A 15,150-nucleotide genomic window follows, 5' to 3' on the forward strand; every position below is an offset into this window, starting at 1 on the left:
GCCCATGACCATCACCGTGTTCATCCGCTATGAGATCGATCCGTTCCAGCGCGACAAGTTCGAGCACTATGCGCAGCGCTGGCTCGCCATCATCCCGCGCTGCGGCGGCGAGCTGATCGGCTACTTCATGCCCCATGAGGGCACCAACAACATCGCCTTCGGCCTGATTTCGTTCGACAGCCTTGCCGCCTATGAGCGCTATCGAGCCATGTTGCGCGCCGACGAAGAGGGGCGCGCGAATTTCACCTTCGCGCAGGAACACAAGCTCATTCTCGCCGAGCAACGCAGCTTCCTGCGCCAAGTGGTGGTGCCGGACTGAGAGCAACGCTATCTTGCCGCCTCAAGCAATAGGGAGGACGATATGACGGTCTCGACCGCAGACAAACGCGCGACCTTTCGCAAGCTGCACGAGCGTGGCTGCTTCGTGCTGCCGAACCCGTTCGATGTCGGCTCGGCGAAAGCGCTGCAGCATCTCGGCTTCAAGGCGATCGCCTCGACCAGCGCCGGGTTCGCCTGGTCGATCGGCAAGGCGGACAACCGCGTCACTGTCGACGAGGTGCTCGCGCATCTTGCGGCGCTCGCCGCCGGCGTCGACATTCCCGTCAACGCTGATTTCGAAGGCGGCTTCGCGCACGAGCCCGAGGGCGTCGCGGCCAATGTAACCCGTGCCGTCGCCACCGGCATCGCGGGCCTGTCGATCGAGGATTCCACCGGCGACAAGGCCAACCCGCTCTATGCGCGCGAGCTCGCGATCGCGCGCATAGTGGCCGCGCGGCGCGCGATCGATGCCGCCGGAGGTGACGTGCTGCTCACCGGCCGCTGCGAAGCTTATCTTTGGGGCCAGCCGGACCTCAAGCTCGTGATCGACCGGCTCACCGCCTATGCCGAGGCGGGCGCGGATTGCCTCTATGCGCCTGGGATCAAGACGCGGGAGGAGATCGAGGCCGTGGTGAAGGCCGTGGCGCCGAAGCCGGTCAATCTCCTGATCGGCGCGTCCGGCCTGTCGCGCGAGCAGGCCGAAGCGCTTGGTGTGCGCCGCATCAGCGTCGGTGGGTCGCTGGCGCGTGTGGCCTGGGCCGGCTTCATGCGCGCGGCAAGAGAGATGGCCGAGCAGGGCACGTTCGCCGAGCTCGCGGGCGGCTATGGCGGCGGCGAGCTGAACAAGCTGTTTGGGTCGTCCTAACTCACGGCATAGAAAACGCGGCGGTGACATGATCACCGCCGCGCGCGCACGCGAACCGGAGGTCAGTGCGTGTCGTTGTTCTGTCCGGTCGGTTGCGGCGCCGACTGGTCCACATTCGAGCTGCCCTGCTGCGACGACGGCGGCGGGGAGGCCTGCTTGTTGGCCGCACCCGTGGTTACGCCAGGCGCAGTGTTCGGCGCGGGGCTGTTCGGGGCCGGCTGCGTGGCGGCCGACTTGGTTGGCGGCGGATTGCTGGCCTGGTCGTGGTTGTTCGAGCTGCTCAAGCCATAGAACACCGCGCCCAGCAGGATTGCGATGCCAAGCGCATAGGCCGCAATCCTGCCACTCGAGGACCGGCCCTCGGTCAGCTCCGGATCGGGTTGCATCTGGCTGTCGAGCCTGGCCGCGCGATTATACTCGGCGTCCGTCATATCCGGACGATTCAGATCGGGACGATTGATGTCGGGACGATAGGGATCGTTTGGGAAACGCTCGTTGGGAAAACGTTCGTTGGCCATGTCCATCTCCTCTTTCAAGTGGCGGGACAACCAGCGCCTGCGCTGATCCGTTCCCCGGAACCCGCGCTGTTCCATCGCCCTCGCCAGCATGATCCGAGCGCTTTAGGTTCCAGCAAAACGAGTCGGAGCACCGGAGAGCGCGATGTGGAACCTGCCGCCGTCGGATAGCGTGCTGCATTTGTTGTCGTGGGTCGCCTTGGCGGCGCAGGCCATGACGGCGGCGCTGGCGGCCGGACGCCGCAGCATGGACTGGATGGGCGTCTGCCTGCTCGGTGCCATCACCGCGCTCGGCGGCGGCACGCTGCGCGACGTGCTGCTCGGCCACTATCCGCTGGTGTGGGTCGAGCGACCGTCCTATCTCGCACTCACGGTGCTTGCGCCGTTCGTGACCATCGCGATGGCGCGCCTGGTGCATCGGCTGACCGCAGCCTTCCTGCTGCTGGACGCGATCGGGCTGGTGGTGTTCACGATGGCGGGCTGCGACGTGGCCTGGCAGATGAACGTTCCGCTCGGCATCGTGATCGTCGCCGGCGTGATCACGGGCTGCGCCGGCGGCGTGCTGCGCGACGTCCTATGCAACGACGTGCCGCTCCTGTTCCGCGCCGAGCTCTACGCCAGCGTGTCGCTGCTGACCGGGCTCGTTTATGCCACCGGCTTTGCGTTGAACGCCAATGGCGAGCTGTGGACTGTCGTGACCTTCGTATTCGGGCTGAGCTTCCGGCTGCTCGCAATCCGCTACGAATGGAACATGCCGAAATTCGTCTTCGTCGCGGAAGAGCCCAAAGAGGAGCGCAAATGAGGATCAGTGTCTTGCGCGCCGCACCTCGTCCGCGCTCACGGCCGGCGCCGCGTTGCCCCAGGCATTGCGGATGTAGCTTGCGACGTCGGCGATCTGCTGATCGGTGAGCTCGCGCGCATAGGCCGGCATCGGCTTGGCGTTCGGGGCCGGTGGCAGGTTTGCAGCTTGCGCGCCGTCGAGCAGCACGCGCAAGGTGCTGAGCGGGTCGTCCGACTGCAACAGCGCGTTGCCGGGCAAAGGCGGCGTGAGACCGGCCGCGCCGCTGCCATCAGCCTGGTGACAGCCGATGCAGGCGCGCGCATAGACGGTCTCTCCCGCGATCATGGTGGCGTCGGACGCTGGCGACACGTTGGGTTCCCGCCCCGTCGGCAGCGCCTTGAGATAGATCGCGATCGCGCGCAGGTCGGCCGGGTCCATCTTGGAGGTGGAGCGCGCGATCACGTCGGCCATCGGGCCTGCCGCATGGCTCTTCGCATTGCGGCCGGTCGTCAGGTAATCGACGATGTCGTCGGTGCTCCAGCGCGCAAGCCCGCCGCGCGGCGCGTTGTCGAGACGTGGCGCGAACCAGCCGGCGATGCGGCTGCCGCCATAGGCCCGCTGGCGCTTCTCAGCGCCGAACAGGTTCTTCGGCGTGTGGCAGTTGCCGCAATGCGCGATGCCTTCGACCAGATAGCCACCGCGATTCCATTCGGTGGTCTTGCTCTGGTCGGGCTCGAACAGGCCGGGCTTGAGGAAGGCATAGTTCCACAGCCGCAGCAGCGGCCGGAAGCTGTAGGGAAAGCGCAGCTCCGGGGCTGCGACCTTGTTGCTGACCGCGGGCAGCGAGGCCAAGTAGCTCTTGATCGCCAGGATGTCGTTGCGCGTCAGCTTGGTGAAATGCGGGTAGGGAAACACGGGGTAGTAGCGCGTACCGTTTGGCGCGACGCCCTCGCGCAGCGCGCGGCGGAAATCATCGTCGCTCCAGGCCCCGATGCCGGTGTCGCGGTCGGACGTGAGGTTGGGGGCGGTGATCGCCCCGAACGGCGTCTCGATCCGCTTTCCGCCGGCAAACGGTTGATTGGGATCGGCGGTGTGGCAGCCGCCGCAGTCGCCGATGGTGACGAGCATTTCGCCGCGTGCGATCTCCTCGCCGGGGTCGGCGCGGGCCACGGATGCACTGCACAATAAAACGCCCAGCAGAATCGCCCGCATGCCCCGCCAGCTCTTCATGCGCTGATAACCCTGTCGCCTCGTTATAGCGAAGTGCGCCGCGAAAGCGAGCGTCACGCCGTTTCGCGCGCACCGGCTTTGGCGACAGAAACCGCAACGGGGCGTGCCCCCGCAGCCATGAAATTGCGATTTGCTGTTAGATTACAAATGCATCGAGATTTCTGGTGCGTGCGGTGGGAAAGGCGACATAGATTAGAAACAGCAAGCGCGCGGGTCCGCCGTCCGTCGAGCCGGATCTGCAAGCGCAACAGGATGAAGCTGGCTAGCTGGCTTATGAGGGTGGAATGGGACTCAACGAGAGCGCAATCAACCTCGATCAGAAATATACCGCCGATACCGGCCACATCTTCCTGACCGGCATCCAGGCCCTGGTGCGGCTGCCGATGGCGCAGATCAGGCGCGACCGCGCCGCCGGGTTGAACACCGCCGGCTTCGTCTCCGGCTATCGCGGCTCGCCGCTCGGTGGCTATGACCAGCAGCTGTTCTCGGCGCGCAAGCATCTCGAGCAGTACAACATCAAGTTCCAGCCCGGCGTGAACGAGGACCTGGCGGCCACCGCGATCTGGGGCTCGCAGCAGCTCAGCCTTTCGCCCGGCGGAAAATATGATGGCGTGGTCGGCATCTGGTACGGCAAGGGCCCCGGCGTCGACCGCTGCGGCGATGTCTTCCGCCACGGCAATGCGGCGGGCTCGGCCAGGAATGGCGGCGTGCTGTGCCTTGCTGGCGACGACCATGGCGCCAAATCCTCCACCGTGCCGCATCAGTCGGACCACGCCTTCATCTCCGCGCTGATGCCCTATCTCTATCCGTCTTCGATCCACGAGATGATCGAGATGGGCCTGCTCGGCATTGCGATGTCGCGCTATTCCGGCTGCTGGGTCGGCATGAAGGTGATCACCGAGACCGTGGAGACCACGGCCGAGATCAATCTCAATGACGAGATGACGCCGTTCGTGATCCCGACCGATTTCGAAATGCCGCCGGGCGGGCTCAATCTGCGCTGGCCGGACGACCGCTTCGAGCAGGACCGCCGCCTGCAGGACTACAAGGGCTTTGCCGCCATTGCCTTTGCCCGCGCCAACAAGGTCAACCGCGTCACGATGGATAGCCCGAACGCGCGTTACGGCATCATGGCGTCCGGCAAGAGCTACGAGGATATCCGCCAGGCGCTGCGCGAGCTCGGTATCACGGAAGAGGTCGCCGCCAAGATCGGCCTCAGGCTCTACAAGATCGGCATGCCCTGGCCGCTGGAGCCGGAAGGCGTTCGGCAGTTCGCGGTCGGCCTGGAGGAGATCTTCATCGTCGAGGAGCGGCGCGAGATCGTCGAGAACCAGGTCAAGCAGGAGCTGTTCAACTGGCGCGACGATGTCCGTCCGCGCATCATCGGCAAGATGGACGACCACGACAAGCGCTTCCTGCCCTTCGCCGCCGAGCTGTCCGTCGCCTCGCTGGCGAGCTCGCTGACCGAACGCCTGCTGCGGCTCGACCTCAATCCTGAGATTGCGCAAATGTTGCGTGCGAAAGCCGACTGGTTCAACGGACGCGACGCATCGCAGGTGCAGCTGACGTCGCCGGTGGCGCGCACGCCATATTTCTGTTCGGGCTGCCCGCACAACACCTCGACCAAGGTGCCCGAGGGCAGCCGCGCGATGGCTGGCATCGGCTGCCATTTCATGTCGCTGTGGATGAACCGCAACACCGAGACCTTCACCCATATGGGCGGTGAGGGCGTGCCGTGGGTCGGCATCGCGCCGTTCACCGATGAGAAGCACATCTTCGCCAATCTCGGCGACGGCACCTACTTCCACTCCGGCAGCCTCGCGATCCGGCAGGCGATCGCCTCCAAGGCCAACATCACCTACAAGATCCTTTACAACGACGCGGTCGCGATGACCGGCGGCCAGCGTCATGACGGCGACCTGTCGCCGCAGCAGATCACCTTCCAGCTGCATGCCGAAGGTATCCGCGAGATCTATCTGGTCTCGGAAAACCCGGATGCCTATCCGCCCGACACGATCGCGCCGGGCGTGAAGACCGCACATCGCGACGAGCTCGACCAGGTCATGAAGACCTTGCGCGAGACCAAGGGCGCCTCGGCCATCGTTTTCGTGCAGACCTGCGCCGCCGAGAAACGCCGCCGCCGCAAGCGCGGCACGATGGAGGATCCGCAGCGTCGCGTCTTCATCAACCCGGCCGTCTGCGAAGGCTGCGGCGACTGCTCGGTGCAGTCGAACTGCATCTCGGTCGAGCCGCTGGAGACCGAGCTCGGACGCAAGCGCGTCATCAACCAGTCGAGCTGCAACAAGGACTATTCCTGCGTGAAGGGCTTCTGCCCGTCCTTCGTCACGATCGACGGCGGCAAGCCGCGCTCGCGCGCGCCGGCCGAGCTCGGCGAGATCGGCGCGCTGCCGGAGCCCGCAACCAAGCCGTTGCTCGATCGCCCCTATAACATCGCGGTCGGCGGCGTCGGCGGCACCGGTGTCCTGACCATCGGCGCGCTGCTCGGCATGGCCGCGCATATCGAGGGCAAGGCCTCGATGATCCTGGACATGTCGGGCCTGGCGCAGAAGGGCGGGGCGGTGCTCAGCCATGTGCGGCTCTCCGAGCATACCGCCGACGTCACCTGCTCGCGCATCGTCACCGGCACCGCCGATCTCGTGATCGCGGCCGACGAGGTCGTGGCCGGGTCGAAGGAGACGCTGACCTTGTGCGATGCGGAGCGCACCCACGGGGTCATCAACAGCCACCTGATCCCGACCGCAGATTTCGTCCTCAACCGCGACTTCAATTTCCAGAACCGGAGAGTGACGACCGTTCTGGAAACGGCGCTGCGCAAGGATTCCGATTTCGTCGACTTCACCAGGCCGGCCGAGGCGCTGCTCGGCGATGCCATCGCCACCAATATGATGATGATGGGCTATGCCTATCAGCGGGGGCTGCTGCCGCTCTCGGCGGAGGCGATCGAGAAGGCGATCGAGATCAACGGCGTCGCGATCAAGATGAACACCGAGGCGTTCCGGCTCGGCCGGCTCGCGGTGGTCGATCCCGCACGTCTCGAAGCCATGATGACCGGCCATGACGAGGCCGCGGCACCGAAATCGCTGGAGGCGATGTCGCTCGACGAGATCATCGCGCACCGCACCGCGTTGCTGACGGACTACCAGAATGCGCGGCTGGCCAAGCGCTACCGCAAGCTGATCGACCAGGTCCGCGAGGCCGCCGACAAGGGCGGCTACGGCGAGGCGCTGCCGCGCGCCGTTGCGATCAACTACGCCAAACTGCTCGCCTACAAGGACGAGTATGAGGTGGCGCGGCTGTTCTCCGATGGCAATTTCGAGAAGCAGCTCCACGACGCGTTCGAGGGCGACTACAAGATCAGCTTCAATCTGGCACCGCCGATCTTCAATTCCGGGCTTGATGCGCAGGGACGGCCGAAAAAGCGCAGCTTCGGCCCGGGCATGATGAAGCTGTTCCGTCTGATTGCGAAGCTGAAGGGCCTGCGCGGCACGCCGCTCGACATCTTCGGCCATTCGGCCGAGCGGAAAATGGAGCGCGACCTGATCGCCGGTTACGAGAAGGACGTCGGCACGGTGCTCAGCCTGCTGTCGCCGGCCAACGCCGAGATCGCGGTCGAGCTGTTGTCGCTGCCGAACAAGATCCGCGGCTATGGCCCGGTGAAGGAGAAGGCGGTTCAGGACGCCAAGCCGCGCTACGCCCAGCTCGCCGCCGACCTCGCCAACCCGCCGCCGGCCCCGCGCCAAATGGCGGCGGAGTAGGAGGATACGACAATAAACTGTAGGGTGGGCAAAGCGCAGCATGCCCACCTCTGTAAAGCGTGATACACTGCGTCACGCCAAATTATCGTCGCGCGACTATCGAAGGCGGCGTGTTCTTCTTCACGGTCGTCCTATAGGATCGGTCGAGCCATCTACGCTTTGGCCACGGCGGCAGTTCGCTGCGTGCTACCCATCGTACGCGCCGGCTGATGCATTCTGCTGTGCTTTACGGTCATTCACAAACCTTACCTAAAATTCAGCATGGCGCGGAACGGTACCGGCAACATGGCGTTGCTCGCCAGGACCTGTGTAAGGGCCAGCACAGGATCCGAGCCCACAAGACATCAGGGACATTCCAAGGAGAAGCAGAGATGGCAAATCCGCGCCAGGAGGAACGGTCTACCCAGAATATGGCAGATGCAGCTCGGGAGGCCGGTGAGAAGACGACCGAGCAGGCGACGCGCATCGGTCAAAGTGCGGCGCAGCAGACCGCTCGCATTGGACAAATGAGCGCAGAGGCCGGCGAGGAGGTGGCACGCGCCGGTGCCAATCTCCTGAAGCAAAATGCCGAGACGTTCCAGAACGCGTGCCGTTTCGGTCTGGACATGACAACGGCAGTCATGGGGCGTTCGACCGAGCAGATCGGTCGCACGCTCGGGTTGACCGGGGACGAAGCGCAACAGGCAACCGAACGCTCCACGCGCAATGCCCAAACCATCCTTTACTCCGCCACGGCGGCGAGCAAGGTCATGGGCGGAATGTCGCAGGAATATTTCGCGCTGGTTCGACATCAGATCGAGCATGCAATGCAGCGTATGAACGAGTTGTGGAATTGCCGGACGCCGCAGGACGTCGCGGCGCTTCAGAGTGATCTGTTTCGTGAGGCCGTAGGCGATGTTCTGGAGAGCAGCCGAAGATTGGCCGACATGTCGGTCAAGCTGGCCGAGGATGCGACAAAGCGCATGGAAGAAACCATCCGGCGCGCGGCCTGAATCGACCATCGTCATGCATATTGACAGGCAGGGGCGGCTGAACGCAGCCGCCCCTGTGCCGCAGAGTGCTGTCGTCCCGCGTTTCCCAAGCGAAGCGACCTGTCCGCCATAGCCCGAAGGGCGACGGACTGTAGCCAAACTGTAGGGTGGGCACGTTTCGCTTTGCCCATCCTACGGCAGCTGACATATCCGCCATGCATAAATTGCCTGTCGGGCAGATTCCTATTTACGATTTTCAGAAATCGTGGTTTGATGGGTTCATCCCGTCTCACCACGGAGGGGCGTTGCGCGCGATCGTCACGACACGCGAGGCGGGGAGGCGATGGCCGCGATGAAGCCGGAGCGTGTCTTGGGATGCGCGGACGAGCGGCTTCGCTGCGGACGTGAAGTCGCAGCGTGCTGACACCCCGATGCTGGTGTCACGCTCGTGACGATGCTTCGCATCGCATGGGCAATGGTGGCCAAAAAGCCCGGCGCACCAGGCAGACTGCGTATAAGCGTGAAGACCATCGCGCAGGGAATGCCGGCTGATCGGCTGCACCTGTGGTACCTGCCGCCTGCATTTTTTTCGCAGGCGGGCCATGGGTGAGGCCTTCACCCGGCATTCCCTGCGCCCTCCGTCCTTTCGAGGGTGAGTGACATCAGCACAACTCGGGCAGCATCTGCCGCGGGAATGGGATGTCATGCGTAATTCGATCATTCAGCACAATCGCGCAACATCACTGGTGTCGTCCCCGCGTTCGCGGGGACGACGGCTGAGTGTTTGGCAGCCATCTCCATCCTGCGGAATATTTTCGCCGCTTGCCAAGCCTCATCCGGCGGTCCACAAAATCTCCTCAACACAGGGACGAAACGCCAAGCGGAGAACGAGTTGACCATCAAGGGCAAGGCCTACATCGCCGGGATCTATGAGCATCCGACCCGGCATGCACCGGACAAATCCACCGCGCAACTGCATGCCGAAGTCGCCAAGGGCGCAATCGAAGATGCCGGGCTCAGCGTCCAGGACGTGGACGGCTATTTCTGCGCGGGGGATGCGCCCGGCGGCGCCTGGCCGATGGTCGACTATCTCGGCCTGAAGGTGCGCCACATCGATTCCACCGAGACCGGCGGCTGCTCCTATCTGATTCATGTCGGCCATGCCGCCGAGGCGATCGCAGCGGGCAAGTGCTCAGTCGCGCTGATCACGCTCGCGGGCAAGCCGCGCACGGGCCCGATGCCGCCGCGCGCCGCAGGCGCCGAGGCCGATTTCGAGGCGGCTTACGGGGCCACCACGCACAATGCCTACGGCATGTGTGCCATGCGGCACATGCACGACTACGGCACCACGAGCGAGCAGCTTGCTTGGATCAAGGTCGCCGCCTCCCATCACGCGCAATATAATCCGCATGCGATGCTCAAAGAGGTCGTCACGGTCGAGGATGTCTTGAACTCGCCGATGATCTCCGATCCGCTGCATCGGATGGATTGCTGCGTCGTCACTGACGGCGGCGGCGCACTGATCGTGACGTCTCCAGAGATCGCAAGAAGCCTGAAGAAGCCGCTGGTCCGCCTGATCGGCCACGGTGAGGCGATGAAGGGTCCGCGCGGCGGCAAGGATCTCGACCTCACTTACTCCGCCGGAGTGTGGTCCGGTCCGCGCGCCTTCGAGGAAGCGGGCGTGACGCCTGCGGACATCAAATATGCCTCGATCTACGACAGCTTCACGATCACGGTCTTGATGCAGCTCGAGGATCTCGGTTTCTGCAAGAAGGGCGAGGGCGGCAAGTTCGTCGCCGACGGCAACCTGATTTCGGGCGTCGGCAAGCTGCCGTTCAACACCGACGGCGGTGGCCTCTGCAGCAACCATCCGGTCAATCGCGGCGGCATGACCAAGGTGATCGAAGCTGTCAGGCAGCTCCGTGGCGAGGCGCATCCGAAGGTGCAGGTGCCGAACTGCGATCTCGCCATTGCCCATGGCACCGGCGGACTGCTCGGCGTTCGCCACGCCGCCTCGACCTGCATTCTGGAGCGCGTGTGATGACTGAAGCGAAAAAATATCCGGCCCCGATCACCAATCCCGAGACCAAGCCGTTCTGGAATGCGGCGGCCGAAGGCAGGTTCATGATCAAGCGCTGCACCGCCTGCGGCGAAGCCCATTATTACCCGCGTTCGGTCTGTCCGTTCTGCTTCTCCGACCAGACGGTGTGGGAGCAGAGCGCGGGTGAAGGGGTGATCTACACCTTCTCGATCATGCGGAAGTCGCCGACCGGCCCTTACGCGATCGGCTATGTCACCTTGAACGAGGGCCCGTCGCTGCAGACCAATTTCGTCGACTGCGATCTCGACAGTTTGAAGATCGGCCAGAAGGTGAGGGTGGTGTTCAAGCCGACCGACGGCGCCCCGCTGCCGTTCTTTACGCCGGTGTAGTTGGTGTTGGAAGATCGTAGGGTGGGTTGAGCGAATGCGAAACCCACCGACATTTGCGTGATATGTGATGGGTATCGCTGCGCTCAACCCATCCTACGATTGGTTTGATGTTCGCGTAGCTATTGCCACGCGACAGGTATGACCCTCTCCCCTCGGCGCGACGGCGCAGCCGTCGTCGCCAGTGGGAGAGGGTGGCAGCCGCCCGGCGATGCGAAGCATCGTCCGCAGGCTGCCGGGTGAGGGGTCTCTTTCCACATGGACAGCGCCCTTGTGGAGCCAAACCCCTCACCCGAGTGAGTATGAGGCTGGCGCCGGGGCCGCCCTCTCCGCAAGGGGAGAGGGCGCAGTCATCGGCGCTGCGACTGACGCAACGTTTGGGGAGTGATCGAGGATGCCGATCAACTACGATGAGCTGATGGCGCTGAAGAATCTCGGGCAGAACTATGCCTATGGCGATCGCGAGGTGATGCTCTATGCCTATGGCATCGGCATGGGCGCCGACCCGATGGACGAGAAGGAACTCGCCTTCGTCAACGAGGCCTGTGCCGAGCCGCGGCCGCTGAAGGTCGTGCCGACCTTTGCTTCCGTGGCCGCGTGGGGCGCGGGCCCCGGCGAGATGAACCTCAACCGCGTGCTGGTCGTCGATGGCGAGCGCGACATCACTTTTCACAAGCCGCTGGCCACAGCCGCCAAGATCACCGCCGACTCCACGGTGCTGGCGGTGTCAGATAAAGGCAAGGACAAGGGCGCCGTCATCCGCCATCAGACTATTTTGCGCGACGACAGCGGCGCGCCGCTCGCGACGCTGGTGGCTTCGCGCTTCGCTCGCGGTGACGGCGGCTTCGGCGGCCCCTCCGGCGGAATCCCCGATCCGCATCCGGTGCCGACCCGCGCGCCGGATATGAGCGTCGATATCGCGACCCGGCCGGATCAGGCGCTGATCTATCGCCTCTGCGGTGACCGCAATCCGCTGCACTCCGATCCCGAGTTCGCGCGTCGCGCCGGCTTTCCCCGGCCGATCCTGCACGGCATGTGCACCTACGGCATCACCTGCCGCGCCGTGCTGCAGACCTATGCGGACTACGATCCGTCAGCGTTCCGGCAGCACGCGGCGCGGTTCTCCTCGCCGGTCTATCCCGGCGAGACCGTGACTGTCGATCTCTGGAAGGATGGCGACGTGGTCTCGTTCGAGGCCAGAGTGAAAGCGCGCGAGGTCACGGTGATCAAGAACGGCAGGACGGTGTTGGGTTAGGTTGGCACCGGCGGTCGGCTCCCTCGCCCCGCTTGCGGGGAGAGGGTGGGGTGAGGGGGACTCTCCAGCAGGACGGTGGCAGATGTGCTCCCCTCACCCGGATTGCATCTTTCGATGCAATTCGACCTCTCCCCGCAAGCGGGCGAGGTGAAAAGGCGGCATCATGGCCGCAACATTGAAGAGCGGGAGAGGCGCAGATGGGATTGCTCGACGGCAAGGTGGCGCTGATCACAGGCGCGGGCGGCGGCTTGGGTGAGGCCTACGCAAGGCTGTTCGCGCGTGAGGGCGCGGCCGTTGTCGTCAACGATCTCGGCGGTCCGCGCGACGGCACCAGTGCCGATCAGGCGATGGCGGAGAAGGTCGTCGCCGCGATCAAGGCCGATGGCGGCCGTGCGGTGGCGAACCGCGCCGACATCTCGACCATGGCCGGCGGCCAATCGGTGTTCGACGATGCCATCAAACATTTCGGTCGCGCCGACATCCTGGTCAACAATGCCGGCATCCTGCGCGATCAGACCTTTGCCAAGTCCAACGAGGCCGACTGGGACAAGGTCATTCAGGTGCATCTCAAGGGCACCTTCTGCTGCACCTTGCCGGTGTTCCGCTGGATGCGCGACAATGGCGGCGGCGTCATCGTCAATACGTCGTCGACCTCGGGCCTGATCGGCAATTTCGGCCAGTCCAATTACGGCGCGGCGAAGGGCGGCATCTGGGGCCTGTCGAACGTGCTGGCGATCGAGGGCCGCAAATACAACATCCGGGTCTGGACGCTGGCGCCGGGCGCGCTGACCCGGATGACCGAGGACCTGCCGCGCTACAAGGAGAATCCCGGCGCGGCGCTGACGCCCGAGGGCATCGCCCCGGCGGTGCTCTACATGGTCAGCGAGCTCTCCGGCGACCAGACCGGCAAGGTGCTCGGCGTCTCCGGCCCGCGCGGTGTACGCGAGATGCGGATGATGGAGATGGAGGGCTGGAAGCCGCCTTTCACCGGCTGGAAAGCGGAGGATATTGCCGTCCATGCAGAGGAGATATTCTTCTCCGAAGAGGAGATCAGGAAGTCTGCGCGACGGTTTTGATGTATTCAGGTCGTCATTCCGGGATGCGCCGACGCGACAAAATGGCGAAGCCATTTTGCGCAGAGGCGCAGGCCCGGAATCCATACTCCCGATTGTGGGTATGGATTCCGGGCCCCTCGCTTCGCGATGCCCCGGAATGACGAGCAAATGAGGAGACAGGATATGAAACTCACCGCCGATGCCAAGGGCACCTTTGCGATCGCGCCGACGCCGTTCCATGATGACGGCCGGATCGACGAGGCCTCGATCGACCGCCTGGTCGACTTCTATGCCGAGGCTGGCTGTGACGGCATCACGGTGCTTGGCATCATGGGCGAGGCACCCAAGCTCGATGCTGCCGAGGCCGAGCAGGTGGCCGTGCGTTTCGTCAAACGCGCGAAGACCATGCAGATCATCGTCGGCGTCTCCGCGCCGGGCTTTGCGACCATGCGTGCGCTCGCCCGCGCCACCATGGATGCGGGCGCCGCCGGCGTCATGATCGCGCCGCCGCCGCATTTGCGGACCGACGACCAGATCACCGGCTATTTCAAGCAGGCGCAGGAAGCGATCGGCGAAGACATTCCGTGGGTGCTGCAGGACTATCCGCTCACGCTCAACGTCGTGTTCACGCCAGCCGTCATCCGCAAGATCGTCATAGACAGCCCGTCCTGCGTGATGCTCAAGCACGAGGATTGGCCGGGCCTGGAGAAGATCTCAGCCTTGCGAAGTTTCCAGAAGGACGGCTCGCTCCGGCCGCTGTCGATCCTTTGCGGCAATGGCGGGCTGTTCCTGGATTTCGAGATGGAGCGCGGTGCTGATGGCGCCATGACCGGCTATGCCTTCCCGGAAATGCTGGTCGACATCGTCAAGCTGTCGAAGGCCGGCAAGCGCGATGCCGCGCACGATTTGTTCGATGCACATCTGCCGCTGGTGCGTTACGAGCAGCAGCCGGGCGCAGGTCTCGCCGTGCGCAAATATGTGCTGCAAAAGCGCGGCGCGATTGCCTCCGCCGCGCAGCGCAAGCCGGCCTCGGGCATCAGCGCCGCCGCAAAGGCCGAGGTCGACTATCTGCTGTCGCGGGTGGCGCGCTATGATCGCCGCGCCAATTTGCAGCCGCAATCAAGTGCCGCGGGGTGAGTCATGACTGAACCTGCCGCCATCCGTCCGGCCTCGACCGTGCTGCTGCTGCGCGACGGCGCGAGTGCCGGCGAAATCGAGGTGTTCATGATGGTGCGTCACCATCAGATCGAGTTCAATTCGGGCGCGTTGGTTTTTCCTGGCGGTAGCGTCGATCGGACGGACCAGGAGATCGCGGCGCGGCCTGAGCTGTATTCGGGTGGAGCGGGATTGGGTGAGGAAGCACTCGGCTTCCGCATCGCCGCGATCCGCGAGACGTTCGAAGAAAGCGGCATCCTGCTGGCGCGGCCGCAAGGCTCAAACGCGCTGATCAGCGCGACGCAGGCGCGGGAGATCGAGGCCGTTAGTCGTGCCGCCCTGTGCGAAGGCAACACGCACTTTCTCGATATCGTGGCCGGCAATGGCCTCGTGCTCGCGCTCGACGCGCTCGTCCCTTATGCGCATTGGATCACGCCGGAAGGCATGCCGAAGCGCTTCGACACCTGGTTTTTTCTGGCCGCGGCGCCGCCGGACCAGCTCGGCGCCCATGACGGCAAGGAATCGACCGACTCGATCTGGGTCTCGCCGCGCGAGGCGCTCGCAGGCGGCGACGATGGCCGCTTCAAGCTGCCGTTCCCGACCACGCGCAACCTGATCCGGCTGGGCAAGCAGCCCGATGTTGTTACGGCGCTGGCTGTCGCACAGCAGATGGAGGTCGTGACGGTGATGCCGGTCATGACCAAGACGGCCGATGGCGGGCGCCAGCTGCGCATCCCGCGTGAGGCCGGCTATGATGGGGAGGTGTTCGCGTTTGGGCCGGCCGGCTGATTGGCGGTATTTA

Annotated in this window: 13 protein-coding genes; 11 read left to right on the forward strand and 2 right to left on the reverse strand. The window is 64.5% G+C overall.

Translation table 11 applies throughout. The features are described 5' to 3' along the window. Positions 1-4: 4 nt before the first annotated feature. Entirely contained in the window at positions 5-319 is a 315-nt protein-coding gene (locus ACQR1W_RS17080; RefSeq protein WP_434851885.1) for an NIPSNAP family protein, read from the forward strand. 42 nt (positions 320-361) lie between these two features. Further along, on the forward strand, positions 362-1,183 hold the full coding sequence (locus tag ACQR1W_RS17085; RefSeq protein WP_434851886.1) for an isocitrate lyase/PEP mutase family protein: 822 nt from the start codon (positions 362-364) through the stop codon (positions 1,181-1,183). Between the two features lie 62 nt (positions 1,184-1,245). On the opposite strand, the gene ACQR1W_RS17090 is transcribed toward ACQR1W_RS17085, so the two are convergent. After that, positions 1,246-1,701 carry a hypothetical protein gene (locus ACQR1W_RS17090; protein ID WP_434851887.1) on the reverse strand — a complete coding sequence of 152 codons (456 nt, stop codon included), beginning with the start codon at positions 1,699-1,701 and terminating at the stop codon, positions 1,246-1,248. 142 nt (positions 1,702-1,843) lie between these two features. Here ACQR1W_RS17090 and ACQR1W_RS17095 point away from each other — a divergent pair, with 142 nt between their 5' ends. Next, positions 1,844-2,500 (forward strand): trimeric intracellular cation channel family protein, encoded by a 657-nt coding sequence (locus tag ACQR1W_RS17095; protein ID WP_434851888.1) that lies wholly within the window; start codon positions 1,844-1,846, stop codon positions 2,498-2,500. Positions 2,501-2,503: 3 nt separating this feature from the next. On the opposite strand, the gene ACQR1W_RS17100 is transcribed toward ACQR1W_RS17095, so the two are convergent. Next, entirely contained in the window at positions 2,504-3,691 is a 1,188-nt protein-coding gene (locus ACQR1W_RS17100) for a c-type cytochrome (protein WP_434852484.1), read from the reverse strand. Between the two features lie 302 nt (positions 3,692-3,993). Here ACQR1W_RS17100 and ACQR1W_RS17105 point away from each other — a divergent pair, with 302 nt between their 5' ends. The 8 genes from ACQR1W_RS17105 (at position 3,994) to ACQR1W_RS17140 (ending at position 15,137) form a co-directional block, all read left to right on the forward strand. Beyond that, positions 3,994-7,485 (forward strand): indolepyruvate ferredoxin oxidoreductase family protein, encoded by a 3,492-nt coding sequence (locus tag ACQR1W_RS17105; RefSeq protein ID WP_434851889.1) that lies wholly within the window; start codon positions 3,994-3,996, stop codon positions 7,483-7,485. Between the two features lie 371 nt (positions 7,486-7,856). After that, the gene (locus ACQR1W_RS17110) at positions 7,857-8,477 is read left to right on the forward strand and encodes a phasin family protein (RefSeq protein ID WP_434851890.1); all 621 of its coding nucleotides are present in this window, start codon (positions 7,857-7,859) and stop codon (positions 8,475-8,477) included. Between the two features lie 871 nt (positions 8,478-9,348). Then, on the forward strand, positions 9,349-10,497 hold the full coding sequence (locus ACQR1W_RS17115; protein WP_434851891.1) for a thiolase domain-containing protein: 1,149 nt from the start codon (positions 9,349-9,351) through the stop codon (positions 10,495-10,497). After that, on the forward strand, positions 10,497-10,886 hold the full coding sequence (locus ACQR1W_RS17120) for a Zn-ribbon domain-containing OB-fold protein (RefSeq protein WP_434851892.1): 390 nt from the start codon (positions 10,497-10,499) through the stop codon (positions 10,884-10,886). The genes ACQR1W_RS17115 and ACQR1W_RS17120 overlap by 1 nt, the downstream gene beginning before the upstream one ends. A 391-nt stretch (positions 10,887-11,277) precedes the next feature. Further along, positions 11,278-12,138 carry a MaoC/PaaZ C-terminal domain-containing protein gene (locus tag ACQR1W_RS17125; RefSeq protein WP_434851893.1) on the forward strand — a complete coding sequence of 287 codons (861 nt, stop codon included), beginning with the start codon at positions 11,278-11,280 and terminating at the stop codon, positions 12,136-12,138. Between the two features lie 197 nt (positions 12,139-12,335). Next, positions 12,336-13,214, forward strand: coding sequence for an SDR family oxidoreductase (locus ACQR1W_RS17130; RefSeq protein ID WP_434851894.1), 879 nt, complete (start codon positions 12,336-12,338; stop codon positions 13,212-13,214). 162 nt (positions 13,215-13,376) lie between these two features. Beyond that, positions 13,377-14,330 (forward strand): dihydrodipicolinate synthase family protein, encoded by a 954-nt coding sequence (locus ACQR1W_RS17135; protein WP_434851895.1) that lies wholly within the window; start codon positions 13,377-13,379, stop codon positions 14,328-14,330. A 3-nt stretch (positions 14,331-14,333) separates the two neighbouring features. Then, entirely contained in the window at positions 14,334-15,137 is an 804-nt protein-coding gene (locus ACQR1W_RS17140; RefSeq protein WP_434851896.1) for an NUDIX hydrolase, read from the forward strand. The last annotated feature ends 13 nt before the right edge of the window (positions 15,138-15,150 follow it).

It is taken from the genome of Bradyrhizobium sp. HKCCYLS1011 (genome assembly GCF_051167795.1).
Taxonomy (GTDB): Bacteria; Pseudomonadota; Alphaproteobacteria; order Rhizobiales; family Xanthobacteraceae; genus Bradyrhizobium.

Excerpts from the sequence above, each read along its gene's own strand:
- ACQR1W_RS17080 (WP_434851885.1), top strand. The coding sequence starts at position 5 with ATGACCATCACCGTGTTCATCCGCTATGAGATCGATCCGTTCCAGCGC.
- ACQR1W_RS17085 (WP_434851886.1), top strand. The coding sequence starts at position 362 with ATGACGGTCTCGACCGCAGACAAACGCGCGACCTTTCGCAAGCTGCAC.
- ACQR1W_RS17090 (WP_434851887.1), bottom strand. The coding sequence starts at position 1,701 with ATGGCCAACGAACGTTTTCCCAACGAGCGTTTCCCAAACGATCCCTAT.
- ACQR1W_RS17095 (WP_434851888.1), top strand. The coding sequence starts at position 1,844 with ATGTGGAACCTGCCGCCGTCGGATAGCGTGCTGCATTTGTTGTCGTGG.
- ACQR1W_RS17100 (WP_434852484.1), bottom strand. The coding sequence starts at position 3,691 with ATGCGGGCGATTCTGCTGGGCGTTTTATTGTGCAGTGCATCCGTGGCC.
- ACQR1W_RS17105 (WP_434851889.1), top strand. The coding sequence starts at position 3,994 with ATGGGACTCAACGAGAGCGCAATCAACCTCGATCAGAAATATACCGCC.
- ACQR1W_RS17110 (WP_434851890.1), top strand. The coding sequence starts at position 7,857 with ATGGCAAATCCGCGCCAGGAGGAACGGTCTACCCAGAATATGGCAGAT.
- ACQR1W_RS17120 (WP_434851892.1), top strand. The coding sequence starts at position 10,497 with ATGACTGAAGCGAAAAAATATCCGGCCCCGATCACCAATCCCGAGACC.
- ACQR1W_RS17125 (WP_434851893.1), top strand. The coding sequence starts at position 11,278 with ATGCCGATCAACTACGATGAGCTGATGGCGCTGAAGAATCTCGGGCAG.
- ACQR1W_RS17130 (WP_434851894.1), top strand. The coding sequence starts at position 12,336 with ATGGGATTGCTCGACGGCAAGGTGGCGCTGATCACAGGCGCGGGCGGC.
- ACQR1W_RS17135 (WP_434851895.1), top strand. The coding sequence starts at position 13,377 with ATGAAACTCACCGCCGATGCCAAGGGCACCTTTGCGATCGCGCCGACG.
- ACQR1W_RS17140 (WP_434851896.1), top strand. The coding sequence starts at position 14,334 with ATGACTGAACCTGCCGCCATCCGTCCGGCCTCGACCGTGCTGCTGCTG.